Annotated in this window: 13 protein-coding genes; 4 read left to right on the top strand and 9 right to left on the bottom strand. The window is 76.0% G+C overall.

Annotated features, from left to right (window positions below; genetic code table 11):
* The 7 genes from IE312_RS08455 to IE312_RS08425 all read right to left on the bottom strand — a co-directional run.
* Window positions 1-440 (bottom strand): HAD family hydrolase (locus IE312_RS08455; protein ID WP_189979892.1); only part of this gene is annotated, 440 nt, incomplete at its 3' end.
* Window positions 424-1794: an MFS transporter gene (locus tag IE312_RS08450; protein WP_189979890.1), complete on the bottom strand. Its 1371-nt coding sequence runs from the start codon at window positions 1792-1794 to the stop codon at window positions 424-426. The genes IE312_RS08450 and IE312_RS08455, both read right to left, overlap by 17 nt.
* Before the next feature lie 327 nt (window positions 1795-2121).
* On the bottom strand, window positions 2122-2511 hold the full coding sequence (locus IE312_RS08445; RefSeq protein ID WP_189979888.1) for an STAS domain-containing protein: 390 nt from the start codon (window positions 2509-2511) through the stop codon (window positions 2122-2124).
* 158 nt (window positions 2512-2669) lie between these two features.
* A complete protein-coding gene (locus IE312_RS08440; protein WP_229899343.1) occupies window positions 2670-3611 on the bottom strand; it encodes a sensor histidine kinase in 942 nt (313 codons plus the stop codon).
* A 140-nt stretch (window positions 3612-3751) separates the two neighbouring features.
* A complete protein-coding gene (locus IE312_RS08435; protein ID WP_189979883.1) occupies window positions 3752-5335 on the bottom strand; it encodes an FAD-dependent oxidoreductase in 1584 nt (527 codons plus the stop codon).
* A complete protein-coding gene (locus tag IE312_RS08430; RefSeq protein ID WP_189979881.1) occupies window positions 5332-6060 on the bottom strand; it encodes a methyltransferase domain-containing protein in 729 nt (242 codons plus the stop codon). Before IE312_RS08430 ends, IE312_RS08435 begins: the two co-directional genes overlap by 4 nt.
* Complete coding sequence (locus IE312_RS08425; RefSeq protein ID WP_189979880.1) at window positions 6057-7310, bottom strand: lycopene cyclase family protein; 1254 nt, start codon at window positions 7308-7310, stop codon at window positions 6057-6059. Before IE312_RS08425 ends, IE312_RS08430 begins: the two co-directional genes overlap by 4 nt.
* 315 nt (window positions 7311-7625) lie before the next feature.
* Between IE312_RS08425 and IE312_RS08420 the strand changes: the two genes are divergently transcribed.
* Genes IE312_RS08420 through IE312_RS08405 form a run of 4 tightly spaced genes read left to right on the top strand, consistent with a single transcriptional unit; the run spans window position 7626 to window position 12878 of the window.
* Window positions 7626-9119 (top strand): polyprenyl synthetase family protein, encoded by a 1494-nt coding sequence (locus IE312_RS08420; RefSeq protein ID WP_229899341.1) that lies wholly within the window; start codon window positions 7626-7628, stop codon window positions 9117-9119.
* A complete protein-coding gene (gene crtI / locus IE312_RS08415; protein WP_189979878.1) occupies window positions 9116-10837 on the top strand; it encodes a phytoene desaturase family protein in 1722 nt (573 codons plus the stop codon). The genes IE312_RS08420 and crtI overlap by 4 nt, the downstream gene beginning before the upstream one ends.
* Window positions 10834-11877, top strand: a complete 1044-nt coding sequence (locus IE312_RS08410) for a phytoene/squalene synthase family protein (protein WP_189979876.1) — start codon at window positions 10834-10836, stop codon at window positions 11875-11877. The genes crtI and IE312_RS08410 overlap by 4 nt, the downstream gene beginning before the upstream one ends.
* Complete coding sequence (locus IE312_RS08405; RefSeq protein WP_189979874.1) at window positions 11874-12878, top strand: DUF5914 domain-containing protein; 1005 nt, start codon at window positions 11874-11876, stop codon at window positions 12876-12878. Before IE312_RS08410 ends, IE312_RS08405 begins: the two co-directional genes overlap by 4 nt.
* A 40-nt stretch (window positions 12879-12918) precedes the next feature.
* Here the strand turns inward: IE312_RS08405 and IE312_RS08400 are convergent, their stop codons facing one another.
* Together IE312_RS08400 and IE312_RS08395 are read right to left on the bottom strand one after the other, a co-directional pair.
* On the bottom strand, window positions 12919-13182 hold the full coding sequence (locus tag IE312_RS08400) for a WhiB family transcriptional regulator (protein ID WP_306419720.1): 264 nt from the start codon (window positions 13180-13182) through the stop codon (window positions 12919-12921).
* A gap of 178 nt (window positions 13183-13360) precedes the next feature.
* On the bottom strand, window positions 13361-14308 hold the full coding sequence (locus IE312_RS08395) for a MerR family transcriptional regulator (protein WP_229899339.1): 948 nt from the start codon (window positions 14306-14308) through the stop codon (window positions 13361-13363).
* Between the last annotated feature and the right edge of the window lies 1 nt (window position 14309).

The following is a 14309-nucleotide window of genomic DNA, read 5'->3' as shown; positions in this document are numbered from 1 at the left end:
TCCTCCGCGCTCACCACCGTGGCGAAGTGGCCCGCGATACCGCACCGCGTCAGGTGGTCGTGCGCGTAGGCACGGCCGCCCGACGTGACGACGGCCAGCGCCACTCCGTGCCGGCGCAGGCGCTCCAGGAGCCGGTCGGCGCCGGGGGCGAGGCGGACGGGAGGCAGGTCCGGGTCGCCGTTCAGCGCGGTGAGTTCCTCTCTGACCTGGTCCGACGTGACGTCGCCGCCGAACCGCGCGAGGTGTTCCTCGATCACCTCCCTGCTGCGCCGCCCGCTGAAGCCGGCGAGCATGTCCTCCCCGCACTCGACGCCGTGGCCGGCGAAGAGCCGTCGCCACAGCGCCCGGCTCCTGGGTTCGGAATCGATCAGGGTGCCGTCGAGGTCGAAGAGGGCGGCTCGCGCCGTGACGGGTGCTGCGGCCTCAGGTCGGGCGGGCATGGGACTCCCTGGACGTCATCGGCTCCGCGGGGCATCCGGAGACGGGTGGGTGCTCGGTTTCCCGCCGGTTTCGGGTTACGGCCGCACCACCGGCGGGGGCGGACGGGGCGTTGCCGACCGGGCTTCGGGCGGGGCGGGCTCCCCGGGTACGACGGTCCGTGAGAAGCACGCGGCCCACTGCCGCGGCGGCCACCTGGCAGGCGGCGGCACCCAGCAGCAACGGTGCGGTTCCCAGACCGCCGAGGGCGCCGGCCACGGCTGCCCCGGCGGCGGCGAAGGTGCTCTTGAGTCCGGCGCCGAGGGTGAAGACCTGAGTGCGCACGGCCGCGGGCGCGTACCGTTCGCGGCTGGCGAGCAGCGCGCTGAACAGGGGGCCGGTACAGGATCCGGCGGCGGCGAACAGGGCCGTGGCCACGAGCACGTCACCCGACCAGGGCACGACCGCGAGGGGGAGGGCCGTAGCCAGCAGACCCCAGAGGACGACTCGCTCCGGCCGGTCCTCGCCCACGGGGCGGCAGGCGTAGCCGAGAGAACCGGCCAGGGCACCCGCGGCGAACGCGGTCATCAGGCCGCCCGTCGCCCACGGAGCGTCGTAGCGGCGGGCGAGCAGCACGCTCACGACGGGCAGCGCCCCGACGCCCAGCTGTCCCAGGCCGCTGGCCCAGGTGACCGCCCGGAGCGGGCGGTCACGCACGAGTAGGGCCGCCCCGCTCAGCAGGTCGGCGGGCCTGGGCCGGGACCTGCGCGGTCGTGGCCCGGGCCTGGGTCGCAGCCGCAGGGCGAACAGCAGCAGGCCGCCCGCCGTCGCTCCGGCGCCCAGCACGGTCAGGGCGAGGGCGGCACCGGCCGCCGTACCCAGGGCGGCTGCGGCGGCGGGTCCGCAGATGCCGGCCAGGTTGTAGGAGACGGCGTCGGCGCTGAACGCCCGGGTGAGCCGGTCCTTGGGCAGCAGTTCCCCGAGCAGGCTGGTCAGTCCGCCGGTGAGGAGGGGTGCGACGCACCCCGCGGCGGCGGCGAGCGCGAGTACCGCGAGGTCGCCGGTCCGGCCGACCAGGGCGGCGAGCGCGGCGAGCGCGACACCGTACAGAGCGACTCCGCCGCCGTGGAAGAGGCGGCGCCGTCTGACGGTGTCGGCGAGGGCCCCGGCGACCGGAGCCGCCGCGACGTGCGGGACCATCAGCGCGGCCACCAGCGCTCCGCCGAGCGCCGGGCTGCCGGCACGCTGCGCGGCCAGCATGACGAGCGCGACCCGGGCTCCTTCGTCGGCTGTGCGGGCCAGTGCGGCGGCGGTGAGGTAGACGGGCAGTGCCGCAGGGCCGCCCGCGGGCGGTGCGGTGGCGTCGGGGCCGGTCATCGGCCCGGGTCGTGCCGGCGGTGGCGGATCGGCACGACGGGCTCGGTGCCCTCGGTGCGATGTCGGGGCGCGGCGGCGGACCCGGTCCCAGGGCCCGGGTGGGGCCGGGCCGGCGCGCGGCCGGCTAAGGTCGCGGCCCCCGTGACGGGAGTACGGCTGTCGGTGGTCATGAGCGGCTCGCCTCCGGAAGGGGTCCGTGCGGTGCGGCGGAGGTGTCCGCCTGGCCGGCCGGTCTTGCAGGCCGACGGCACGATTTCCCCTTGGGGGGCAGGCCAAGCCCCGGCTCCCGGAGAGTGGCTCGATCTTGATACTGGAGGCGTTCTGCCGTCAGCCACCCAGGCGGTGTCCCGGGACGAGGGGACCGACGCCGCTGCCGGCCTGCGCGGAGGGAGCCTTGAGGGCGGCGTCCGCCGTGGGGTAGACGGGGAGCAGCGTGTCCAGGCCGAGCAGTCGCCACACGTGTCGGTAGTGGGCGTTGAAGGCGGCGAGACGCAGGGTGCCGTTGCGGTCGTCGAGTATCCGCGACAGCGTGATGAGCATGCTGACGCCCGACGAGTCGAGGTAGACGAGCCGGGAGGCGTCCAGCACCAGGGTCGCGCAGCCCTGCCTGATCAGGTCCTCGCACTGGGCACCGACGAGCGCGGCGGTGTCGTAATCGATCTCCTCCGGCAGCTGCGCGACCGTCGTGTTCTCGCCCTGCATCCGCACGGTGAGCATGGGGTGAAGCGCTCCCCTCTTGACCGTTTGCCGTGTCCCGCCCTGTGTGGGCCCTGTCCTACACCTACCCGCCATGCCGCCCAACGATCGGCCGCGCAGCCGGACAGGCGCTCCTCAGGGTATCGGGGCCCCCGCGGGGCCCGGACGGCACCGGAGGATTACCCGGGCAGCGCGATGTGGAGGCGTACCGTGGTGCCCTCGTGCGGTGCGGACCTGATCTCCACGAGGTCGCAGAGCTGCTGGACCAGCCACAGACCGCGTCCGCCCGCCTGCCCGGGGTCCGGTCGCCTCCGTCCGGCCAGGGGGTCCTCGATGTGGCCGGCGTCGCGGAATTCGCACACGAGCCCGTGGTCCTCGCGCCAGGTGCGCAGCACGCCGCGTCCGCCGCCGTGGCGGATGCTGTTGGTGGCGATCTCCGTGGCGGCGAGGTGCAGTTCGTGCAGGCGCCGGCCCGTCAGGCCGTGCCGCCCGGCGCAGGCGGCGATCTTCTCCCGTACGGCGGACAGGTCGCCCTTGCCGTAGGCCAACTCGTCGTCCGGGTCACAGGGGTCGGTCAGCGGCGGGAAGGCATAGGGCGCCTGCGGGTCGTACGCCTCGCACCGCACGGTCCGGCCGTTCTCGCGTACCTCGGGGTGCCAGCGGGCCATCTCCGCCGGCGCGGCCCCGTCCCCGGACGTGTCGTAGGGGCACAGCAGCCACCAGGCCGGGCCCTGGGCGAAGGCCTTGTTGAGCAGCCACTCGTGGTAGCGCAGTTCGTATGCCTCGGCCTGGCTGCGGACCGTGTCCCAGGGCGACTCGCCGATCCCGCGGACGGACCGCTCCTCAGGCCCGTACTCCTGGAGCCATTCCTGCCAGGCGGCGATGAGCCTGCCCGGATGGTGCGCCACCCGGCTGGTGTCGACGTAGCGCACGGCGTGGTCCTCGGGGATCTCGGCGCGCAGCAGGGACGCCCTGTCCCGCGGTACGGCCACGAGGACGGTCTCACCGGCGTCGAGCGCGTCCCGGATGAAGCGCACCGTGCCCTCGACGAACTCTCCCTTGCCGGAGTACGGGTACAGCTCGTGCCGGTATCCGCTACCGGCCGTGGTGGAAAGAGGCACGGGGGAAGTCACGGCGCCATCACCACCAGGAGGTCAGGCAGGACGAAGCGGAATGCCCGAGAAACGGGACATACTGGGTGACTGCCCCGCCGGAGGGCGATCCACGCACCGATCCCCCCGGAGAGTCGGATGTCCGGCCGTCACCGTGGCCCGATTCCGTAGGTCGCTCCGCCCGGCCGCCCGCGTGCGGCGAGGGCCCTCAGGGCCGCGCTCCGGCCGCGGTCCGGAACCGTCCACAGCGTCTGGCCGCGCACGCCCCACTCCTCCAGCAGGGCGTTGGCCGCGAGGAACCCGCTCGTCGCCGCCCGTTCCATGAGCGCCACGGGCAGGCCGGTGCGGACCATGTCGCCGGCGACGACCAGGCGGGGGTGCGGGGTGCGGACGGTGGGACGGTCGCCGTATCCGCCCACCGGGAACAGGGGGCAGTCCTCGTGCCACTCGTGGCGGGCGTCGAGGACGGTGGCGGTGCGGGTCTCCGGGTAGACCCGGTGGAGCTGGTCGAGCAGGCGCTTCTGTTCGACGTCCCGGGCGGATCCGGGCGGCACGGCGTAGGCGTGCAGCTCGACGACGGAGCCTCCGGTGCGCGCGCTCCAGCGGGCCGCCTCGTCCTCGTAGCGCTCCAGGACGCTGATGTTGTCGAGGGTGCCGAACCCGCTGGTGCCGAGGAAGCCGGGCCGGTCCGGTGCGACGGGCCGGTCCAGCCACAGCCGGCTCACCAGGAAGGGCGGGGCGGTCCGCAGCCGTCCGATCCGCTCGCGCCAGGCCGCGTCGCCCAGCTGTCCGCTGCCGCCGACCAGTGAGCGCAGGCCCGCGCTGTCCAGGGCGAGGACGATCCCGTCGTAGCGGGCCTCCTCCTGTGCGCAGGCGACCGTGAACCCGCCGTCCGCGGTCGGCGCGATGTGCTCGACGGACGTGCCGGTGCGTACCTGCGCGCGGTGCCGCGCCAGATAGCCGGCGAGCGGGTCCCACAGGGCGGCCGGGAAGGGGGCCCGGGGCACGTCGAACAGCAGTCCTTCGGCGGAGCCGAGGAAGTAGATGTGGAACATCAGCGCCATCTCGGCGGCCGACAGCTCCCGCGGGTCCGCGAAGAAGCTGCGGGAGAACACCTCGAAGGCCAGGTGACGGGCGTCCTCGGGGAAGCGGACGGCGTCCAGGAAGTCATGGGCGCTGGTGCCGTCCAGGCGGTCGTACACCTCCGGTACGCGCACGTCGAGCAGGGGCAGGGCCGCCACCGGATCCATGCCGCGCAGGTCCGCGAGCCGGAAGGAGGGGCTGAGCGCCACGAAGCCGAGGGCGCTGAGCGGCGGGGTGCGCGGAACGTGCCGGAAGCTGTCGTGCAGGCCGCCGGCGTGGCGCAGCGGGTAGTCGGGGAGGCCGGTGAGGCGCTCCAGGCCGGGGTCGGTCCGGCGCAGGAGTCCGCGCAGGTTGTAGTACTGGCGGAAGAACGCGTGGAAGCCGCGGTTCATGGTCACCGTCGTGCCGTCGCGCAGTTCGGTCGGCCATCCGCCGACCCGCCCGCCGAGGTACGGCCGCTTCTCGTGGACGGTGACGGTCACCCCGCGCTCGGCGAGCGCGGTGGCGGCGGCCAGACCGGCGATGCCGGCGCCGACCACCGCCACCGACGGCGGACTGCCCTGGACCCGGGGCGCGCCGGGCCGGGCGGGCAGGATCCGGGCCCGGCGGTCGCGTCCACGGCGGGCGGCGTGCCGACGGGGGGTCCTCATGCCTGCTCCTCGCGGTCGTGCGCCCGGCGGGCGACGAAGGTGTGGGTGATGCCCGTCTGCCAGCCCGGCAACGGCAGGGTGCGGACCTGGTCGAAACCGGCCGCGCCGAGCCGGTGCGCGAACCGCCCGGCCGTGTCGAACTCGACCACGCTGTGCCACAGGTGCCGGTACAGCGGTCCGTCCCCCAGCAGCGTCGCCACGGGCTGGACGGCACCGCGGCACACCAGGGTCCACACCGCGCGGTCGGCGCGCCGCCCGCGCAGGGCGTACTCGTGGACGCCGAGCCGGCCGCCCGGCCGCAGCAGGGCGCGCACGGCGGCCAGCACGGCGTCGGGGTCGGCGACGTTGCGGAACAGGTAGGCCGCGAACACCGCGTCGAAGGGGCCGCGCACCCCGGCCTCGGCCAGCCGCTCGGCGGGGGCGTGCACGAAGGTCACCCCGTCCGCCCACGGCTTGGCGGCGGCCCGTCGCAGCATGCCCGCCGAGGCGTCCACGGCCGTGATGTCCGCGGCGGGCAGGACGGACCGCAGCGCGGCGGTGGAGGCACCGGTACCGCAGCCGAGGTCGAGCAGGCGCAGGCCTTCCCCCCGTCCGGGCAGGCCGAGCCGGCGCACGGAGCGGCGCAGGTGGGCGTGGTAACCGGGATTGGCGGCGACGAGCGTGTCGTAGGTGCGGGAGGCGTGGTCGAAGGCGGCGGCGAGGTGCTCGTCGCGCAGCAGTGTCATGCGGTCTCCGTCGAGGGGCGGCAGGCGGTGGCGGGCGGTGCCGGCGGATGCGGGGGCGCGGGCAGATCGAAGGGGCGGCGGGGCAGGCGGGGCAGCTCCAGGACGGTGCGCAGCATCGGTCCGACGGGGGTGCGCAGGCCGATGGCCAGCTCCTCGTACAGGCGGGTGTTCCCGTCCAGGAAGCGCAGCAGCCGTTCCATGGGCACGTGGGCGAACAGGCGGCCGAACAGCTCGGGGCCGTCGACCCGGCCACTGGCCAGGGCGCGCAGCAGGACGGCGTCCATGGCGCGCGAGCGGGCCGGGTGGGCGGCGGGCGGCATCGGGCGGCGCCCGCGGCGCAGGGCGTCGGCGACGGCCCTGGTCTGGCGCTGCAGCCCGGCGAAGGTGTAGCCGGTGGCGGGACGGGTCGCCCCGCCGGCGGCACCGATGCGGAAGACCGAGGCTCCGGTCTGCCGCGGGACCGGCGCGTCGGTCATCGGGATGACGCCCGTCTCGGCGGCCACGAGCTGCCGTTCGCCGAGCCGCAGCACCTCGTCGGCGTAGTGCCGTACGGCGGCCTCGTACCGGTCGGGGGTGAGCGTGCGCGGGGAGAACTCGGTGTACTCCACGAGCGCCTCGCACGGCCCGGTCGGCAGGACGTAGCCGAAGGACAGGCCGTCGGCGGGCTGCGGGGTACGGAAGTCCATCAGCTCCACCGCGGCCGGGTCGAAGACGGGCCGCTCGGTGCGCACGAACCAGCCGTGGAAGTGCTGCAGCAGGACCGTGCGGGCGGCCGGGAGGCTGCCGAGGGGGCGGGAGTCGAGCACCCAGCCGGCACTCAGCGCCCGCGTCCGGCCGTCGGGTTCCCTCAGGTGGACGTGCGCCCCGCCGGGCACGTCCTCGACCGCCTCCACCGTCGCTTCGAGGCGCCGCACATTCGGGCTGCGGGCGAGGTCCAGGGAGACGACGCGCTCGAAGTCGTCAGAGCGGATCATGCGGTACCGCAGGGGGGCGATGTCCCCCTCGACCGGGGCGCCGGCCGGCGGGCGCACCCTCAGGCGCCGCCACTCGGCGCGCACCGCCGCGTCGAACCGTCCGGGCCCCGACGTCCAGTAGCACCAGGTGCGCGGGGGCGGCCGCAGGGGGCCGGGCGGCGCGTCCACCAGGACGACGGACGGCGTCCGCAGGCCGGGCACGCGGCCGGCCAGCCGGTGGGCCAGCGACAGCCCGGCCGCGCCCGCACCGAGGATGGCCACGTCCGCCTCCGGCACGGTGTCTCCCTTCGTCGTACGGGGCGTTCTTGCGGTTCCGGGTCTTCGACGTGCCCGCACCTGGTTCCGGGTCTTCGACGTGCCCGCACCGGATGCCCCGGCCCCGTCTTCCGGATTGTGTACCCCGGCGGATGCAGGGCACCCCCTGGCGACGAGCGGGCGGGCGCCGGGCACGGCACGGTGGAGAGAGCGGATCCCCGGGGTCCCCGCGATCAAGTGGGGCGTTCGCGCATCCGTCCGGGCCGCACGCGCGGAAGCACCACGGACACGGACACGGACACGGACACGGACACAGACACGACGGAGGGAACCGGGATGCGTCCCACCCAGGCGAAGGACCACCCCGCGGCCTCGCCGCCGCGGCCGATCGCGGCGGTGCCCGGGGCGTCGCTTGCGCGCAGGCCGGTGGCCGGCGGCGGGGAGGGGCACCACGGGGCCGGGGCGTGGTCGGCGAGCGGACCCCCGCCGGACGGTCCCGCAGAGGTGCGCCGGCTCGACGGCGACGTGCCCGGTGCCGTCGGCCGGCTGCTCGACCAGGTGCTGCGGGAGCGCCTGCGCCGCGCACGGCTGGCGGATCCCCTGTTCGCCGAGGAAGTGGCCGAACGGGTGACGCGCTTCACTCTCCGGGGTGGCAAGCGGACGCGCGCGCAGCTCGTGTGGTGGGCGGCGCGGGCCTGCGCCGGCGGTGACCCGGCTGCCGCGGCGGCGGCCCTGCGGATAGGCGCCGCCGTGGAGCTGCTCCAGACGTGCGCGCTCGTCCAGGACGACGTCATGGACCAGGCCGTTCTCCGCCGTGGCCGGCCGGCGCTGCATGCCGAGCTGACCGACAGGTACGCCGGTCGCGCGGGCGTCGAGCGGGCCCGGCGGTTCGGACAGTCGGCGGCGGTGCTCGCCGGGGACCTGGCGCTGGCCTGGGCCGACGACGTGGTGGCGGAGACACCGCTGGAGGCCTGGACGGGGGTGGTGGTCCGGCGGCTCTGGAGCGACATGCGCACCGAGATGGTGGCGGGCCAGTTCCTGGACGTGCAGGGTCAGGTGACCGGGGTGTCCTCGCTGGCCCGCGTCCTGCGTGCGGCACGCCTGAAGAGCGCCCTCTACTCGGTCGAGCGGCCCCTCGCCCTCGGGGCCGCCGTCGCGGGCGCCGACGATGTGACGCTGCGCCGGCTGTGCGACGCCGGACGGTGCGTCGGGCTGGCGTTCCAGTTGCGCGACGACCTGGACGACGTCTTCGGTGACCCGCGGGAGACCGGCAAGGCCCGCGGCGGCGACATCCGGGAGGGCAAGCCCACCTATCTGGTCACGGTCGCCCGCGCGCGGGCCGAGGCCGCCGGCGACACCGGCGCGCTCGCTGTGCTGGACCGGCGGCTCGGCGACCCGGCCCTGACCGAGAGCGCACTGCGCGAGGTGCGGGACGTGCTGGTCGCGACGGGTGCGCGTGCCACCGTGGAGGCCAAGGTCGACCGGCTCGCCGCGCAGGGGCTGCGGCACTTCGACGGCGCCGCGCTCGACCCGGAGGGCGCCGGTCCGCTGCGCGCCCTGCTGCTCGCGACGGCCGGGGCACGGCCGGGTGCGGACGCCGCCGTACGGCCGGGTCAGGACGCCGCCGCGCGGGACATCGGCGCCTGGCCGGGCGCAGACACCCGGGACACCGCGGCCTGGCCGGGCGACGACACACCGGACTCCGCCGCCTGGCCGGGCGACGATCCACTGGATGCCGCCGGGCCGGGCGAGGACGGCGTCGTACGTCTGCTGCCGGTGCCCGATCCGTACGCCACGCGGGCCCACGGCCGTACGGGAAGCGGCCGGTGAGCCGCACCCTGGCCGGGCCCACGGACCACGTGGTGGTGGTCGGCGCCGGACTCGCCGGGCTGTCGGCGGCCCTGCACCTGCTGGGCGCCGGACGCCGGGTCACCGTGGTCGAGCGTGACGACCTGCCCGGCGGCCGGGCCGGACGCCTCGACCTGGCGGGGTACCGGATCGACACCGGGCCCACCGTGCTGACCATGCCCGAACTGGCCGACGAGGCGTTCGCCGCCGTCGGGGACAGCCTGTACGACCGGGTGGACCTGATTCCCCTGCACCCCGCCTACCGGGCCTGCTTCGCGGACGGCAGCAGTCTCGACGTGCACACCGGCGCGGACGCGATGGCCGCGGAGGTGGAGCGGTTCGCCGGGCCGGCCGAGGCGGCGGGTTACCGGCGGCTGCGCGACTGGCTCCAGCGGCTCTACCGGGCCCAGATGCGCCGGTTCATCGACGCCAACTTCGACTCACCGCTCGGTCTGCTCAACGCCGATCTCGCCCGGCTGGCCGCCCTCGGCGGTTTCGGCCGCCTGGACCCGCGCATCGGCCGCTTCCTGAACGACGAGCGGCTGCGCCGGGTGTTCTCCTTCCAGGCCCTGTACGCGGGCGTGCCCCCGGCTCGGGCACTGGCCGCCTACGCGGTCATCGCCTACATGGACACGGTCGCCGGCGTGTACTTCCCCCGTGGCGGGATGAACGCCCTGCCGCGGGCCATGGCGGAGGCCGCCGCCGCTGCCGGCGCCGACCTGCGCTTCGGGCAGCCGGTGACCCGCCTGGAGCGGTCCGGCGCGCGCGTCACGGCCGTCGTCACCGACGCCGGCCGCATCCCGTGCGACGCGGTCGTCCTCACCCCGGACCTGCCCGTCGCCTACCGGCTGCTGGGCCGCCGGCCGCGCAGACCGCTCGCCCTGCGCCACTCCCCCTCCGCGGTCGTGCTGCACGCCGGCACGGACCGCTCCTGGCCGCAACTCGCCCACCACACGATCTCGTTCGGCGCGGCGTGGCACTCGACGTTCGACGAACTCACCCGCGCGGGGCGGCTGATGAGCGACCCCTCGCTGCTCGTCACCCGCCCCACCACCACCGATCCCGGCCTCGCGCCGCCGGGCCACCACCTGCACTACATCCTGGCGCCCTGCCCCAACACCGACATCGGCCCGGACGCGGCGGCCTGGTCCGACCTCGGCCCGCGCTACCGGGACACACTGCTGCGGGAGCTGGAGCGGCGCGGCCTGGACGGCATCGGAGCGGCCATCGAGCAGGAGTGTCTGATCACCCCGGCCGACTGGCACGCGCAGGGGCACGCCGCCGGAACCCCCTTCTCGGCCGCGCACACCTTCGCGCAGACCGGGCCGTTCCGGCCGCGCAACCTGGTGCGCGGCACGGAGAACGCGGTCCTGGCCGGCTGCGGCACCACGCCGGGGGTCGGTGTGCCGACCGTACTGCTGTCGGGGAAGCTGGCCGCGGCCCGCGTCGCGGGGGCGCCCGGGCGGGGAGGCCCCCGCTCACGCCGCTCCCGCCCCTCCCCCACGACCACCGTCCCCGGCCGCACCGGGGCCGCCTCCCCGAGCGGCCACGGCCGCACCGGGGCCGCCGCAGGGCCCGAGCCGTCGGCCTCCCCGCCGCACTCCCCGGCTGCCACGAGGCGGCCCGCGGCGCCGGAGGGCCCGGCCGGCCCCACCGCACCCGACCGCACTGCACCCGCGAGCGAAGGCAGGGCAGGATGACCGACCGAGAGCTGGACGCGGCGGGGATCACCGATCCGGTGCTGCGCGCGGCCTACCGCCACTGCCGCGCCCTCAACGCCCGGCACGGCAGGACCTACTTCCTCGCCACCCGACTGCTGCCCGTCGAACGCCGGCCCGCCGTGCACGCCCTGTACGGCTTCGCCCGCTGGGCCGACGACATCGTCGACTCCCTCGAGGCCGGCGCCGGACCGGCGGTGCGGGCCCGGGCGCTGGCCCGGCTCCAGACGGAGATGGAGGAAGGACTGCGGCGGGGCGGCGGCGACGAGCCCGTGGTGCAGGCCCTCGCCGACACCGCCCGCCGCTACGGCATCGACCACGCCCACTTCCGGGACTTCATGACCGCGATGCGCTCCGACCTGGTGGTGAGCGCCTATCCGACCTACGCCGACCTGAACGCGTACATGCACGGCTCGGCCGCGGTCATCGGGCTCCAGATGCTGCCGGTGCTGGGCACGGTGGTGGCGCGGGAGGAGGCCGAGCCGTACGCCGCCGCGCTCGGCGTCGCCTTCCAGCTGAGCAACTTCCTCAGGGATGTCGGCGAGGACCTGGACCGCGGGCGGGTCTACCTGCCCGCCGACCTGCTCGCCGGTCACGGCGTCGACCGGGAGCTGCTGGCCTGGAGCCGCGCGACGGGCCGCCCGGATCACCGGATCATCTCCGCGCTCAGGGAGTTCGAGGCACTCACCCGCGGGGTGTACCGGGCGGCGACGCCCGGCATCGAACTGCTCGAACCGGTGGCGCGGCCCTGCATCCGCACCGCGGCCGTCCTGTACGGCGGCATCCTCGACGCCGTCGCCCGCGACGGCTGGACCGTGCTGCACCGGCGGTCGGTGGTGCGGCGGCGGCGCAGGGCGGTGGTCGCCGCCGACGGACTGGTCCGGGTGGCGGCGGCCCGGCTGGGTGCGCGGACAGGGCCAGGGCGCCGGCCGCCCGCCCGCACCGACGCCCCGCCCGCGGTCGCGCTCGCGGCCACGTCCGCGTCCGGGACGGCCGTCCGGTCCCCCGAGGAGGTGGCGTGAAACGCCGTCGTCTGCCGCTGTCGCTGCGCCGCCGTGCCGTGCCCTGGGAGGGTCAGCGGCCCACCTGGCGCGACGCGCGGCCCGCGCTGATCGCCGCGGCGCTGAAGCGGGCACAGGCCCGCCCGTCCGGGAACTGGTACGTGGTCGGTGCCTCCCGTGCCCTGCGGGGGGACGGCAAGCTGGCACGGACCGTGGCCGGGCAGGAGGTCGTGGTGTGGCGCGGGCCCGACGGGCGGCTCGTCGGCGGTCCGGGAATCTGTCCCCACCTGGGGGCACCGCTGCGGGACAGTCCGGTGCGCTGCGGCACGCTGGTGTGCCACTGGCACGGACTGGCCCTGGACGGCCGACCGTACGCGGGCTGGTCGCCGCTGCCGGTGCACGACGACGGGGTGCTGGTGTGGGCGCGGCTGGACGCGGTGGGCGGCGAGGAGCCGCTGGACGCACCGGTCGTGCCGCGGCGGCCCGAGCCCGCGCGCGCCCTGACGGCCGTATATACCGGGACGGGTGTCTGCGAGCCCGAGGACGTGGTGGCCAACCGGCTCGATCCGTGGCACGGGGCGTGGTTCCACCCGTACTCGTTCGTGGACCTGACGGTGGTGGACGCACCCGGTGCGGCCGGCGCGGCGGAGGACGGTCCGGACGCCCTCACCGTCGACGTGTCCTTCAAGGTGGCGGGCCGGCTGGTCGTGCCGGTCCGCGCCGTCTTCACCGCGCCCGAGCCCCGCACGGTCGTCATGCACATCACCGAGGGCGAGGGAGCGGGCTCCGTCGTGGAGACCCATGCGACACCGCTCGGCGTGGACCGGGCCGGCCGGCCGCGGACCGCCGTCGTCGAGGCGGTGATCGCGGCCTCCGACCGTCCGGGCTTCGCCGTCGCCCGTGGGGCCGCTCCGCTGCTGCGTCCCCTGGTGCGAGCCGCGGCGGGCCGGCTGTGGCGGGACGACCTGGCGTACGCCGAGCGACGCTGGGACCTGCGGTCCACGGGCCGCTTCCCCGGCTGACGGCAACGCAGGGCGCCGGGTATTCCCGTCCTCGGCCCGGTCAGCGGTCGAGGAGGATCGCGCGACGGATCGCGCGCCGCTGGCTGGCGGTGGTGGCGCCCCAGACTCCGTCCGTCTCGCCGTGCCGGACGGCCCAGTCACGGCAGGGGCGCAGGACCGGGCACCGTCGGCACACCGCGCGGGCGCGCGCGGTCGCCGCGTCCGTCTCGGTCACGGGGAAGAACAGCTCCGGGTCCTCACCCACGCACAGCGCATGGACGCGCCAGTCGGATTCGGAATCCCAGGACGCCGGTGAACGCATCATGTGGCACCTCCACGGGCCGCCCAGAGCACCGGTGACACCGCGGCAGGCAAGCCGCGGTCCCGGTCCCGGCAGAGGTGGACGCCATGCTAGCGCCGCGGGGCCAGGGAAGGCCATACCCGGCTTTCGATGACTTTCCCGGCATTTTGCCCACCGCCCGGCCACCGCGCCGCGGTGGCTCTCAGCCCGCGGCGTACAGCGCGCGCAGCACCTCCACCGCCTGCGCCAGCCCGGCCGGCCGGAGCACACCGGCAGGCTGGGACCGGCTCCAGCCGGGTCCGCCGAGCAGTACGGCCGGACCCCGCCGCGTGCCCTTCATGCCCCAGCGCAACCCGGCGACGTGCCGGACCAGGGACGGGGCCGCCCGTGCGCTTTCCTGGGCCCACAGCACGACCGCGACCGGGCCGAGCCGGCGCACCGCCGCGTCCAGCGCCTCGACGGGCAACGCGGCTCCCAGCATCCGTACCGGCAGCCCCTCACGACCGAGTGCCGCGTGCAGCGCCTCCAGGGCCAGGGTGTGCTGTTCTCCGGGGGCACAGGCCAGCAGGACGCAGCCGGCGCCGGGGGAAGCGGCGGGTGCGGCGGGTGGCGTGCTGCGGCGCAGCACCGTGGAGACATGCCAGGCGAGCAGGTGCTCCACCTCGACGTACTGGTCGTCGGAGGAGGCCCAGCGGCGTCCTACGGCGTGCAGGGTGGGCACCATCACCTCCTGCCAGGCGACCGTCAGGCCGTAGCGCTCGACAGCGGCGGTGAGCTGTTGCTCAAGCGCGGGGGCGTCCAGTCGTACGGCCGCCCGCGCCAGACCGCGGCACTCCAGACGCACGTCACCGAGGGGCAGTGCGCCGGCGGCCCGCGACCGGCCCGCGGCAGCCGGGGGCGTCGCGGTGGCGGCTTCCGCCTCGGCAGCGGGACTGGCCACGGCCGTACGGGCGGCGCGGGCCGCGTCCGCCGGCGGGATGCCGGTCGCCGTCAGCCGGCACATCTCCTCGACCGTCGCCACGTCCGCCGCCGTCCAGCGGCGGTGGCCGCCCTCGGTGCGTGCGGTGGGTCCTATGCCGTAGCGGCGGTCCCACGAGCGCAGGGTCATCGGCGACACACCGAGGCGGCGGGCCAGCACACCGGTGGCCAGG

Source organism: Streptomyces capoamus (assembly GCF_014654935.1).
Classification (GTDB): Bacteria; Actinomycetota; Actinomycetes; order Streptomycetales; family Streptomycetaceae; genus Streptomyces; species Streptomyces capoamus.
The sequence above is the reverse complement of the archived record's forward strand: the minus strand, read 5'-3'. Positions and strand labels throughout refer to the sequence as shown.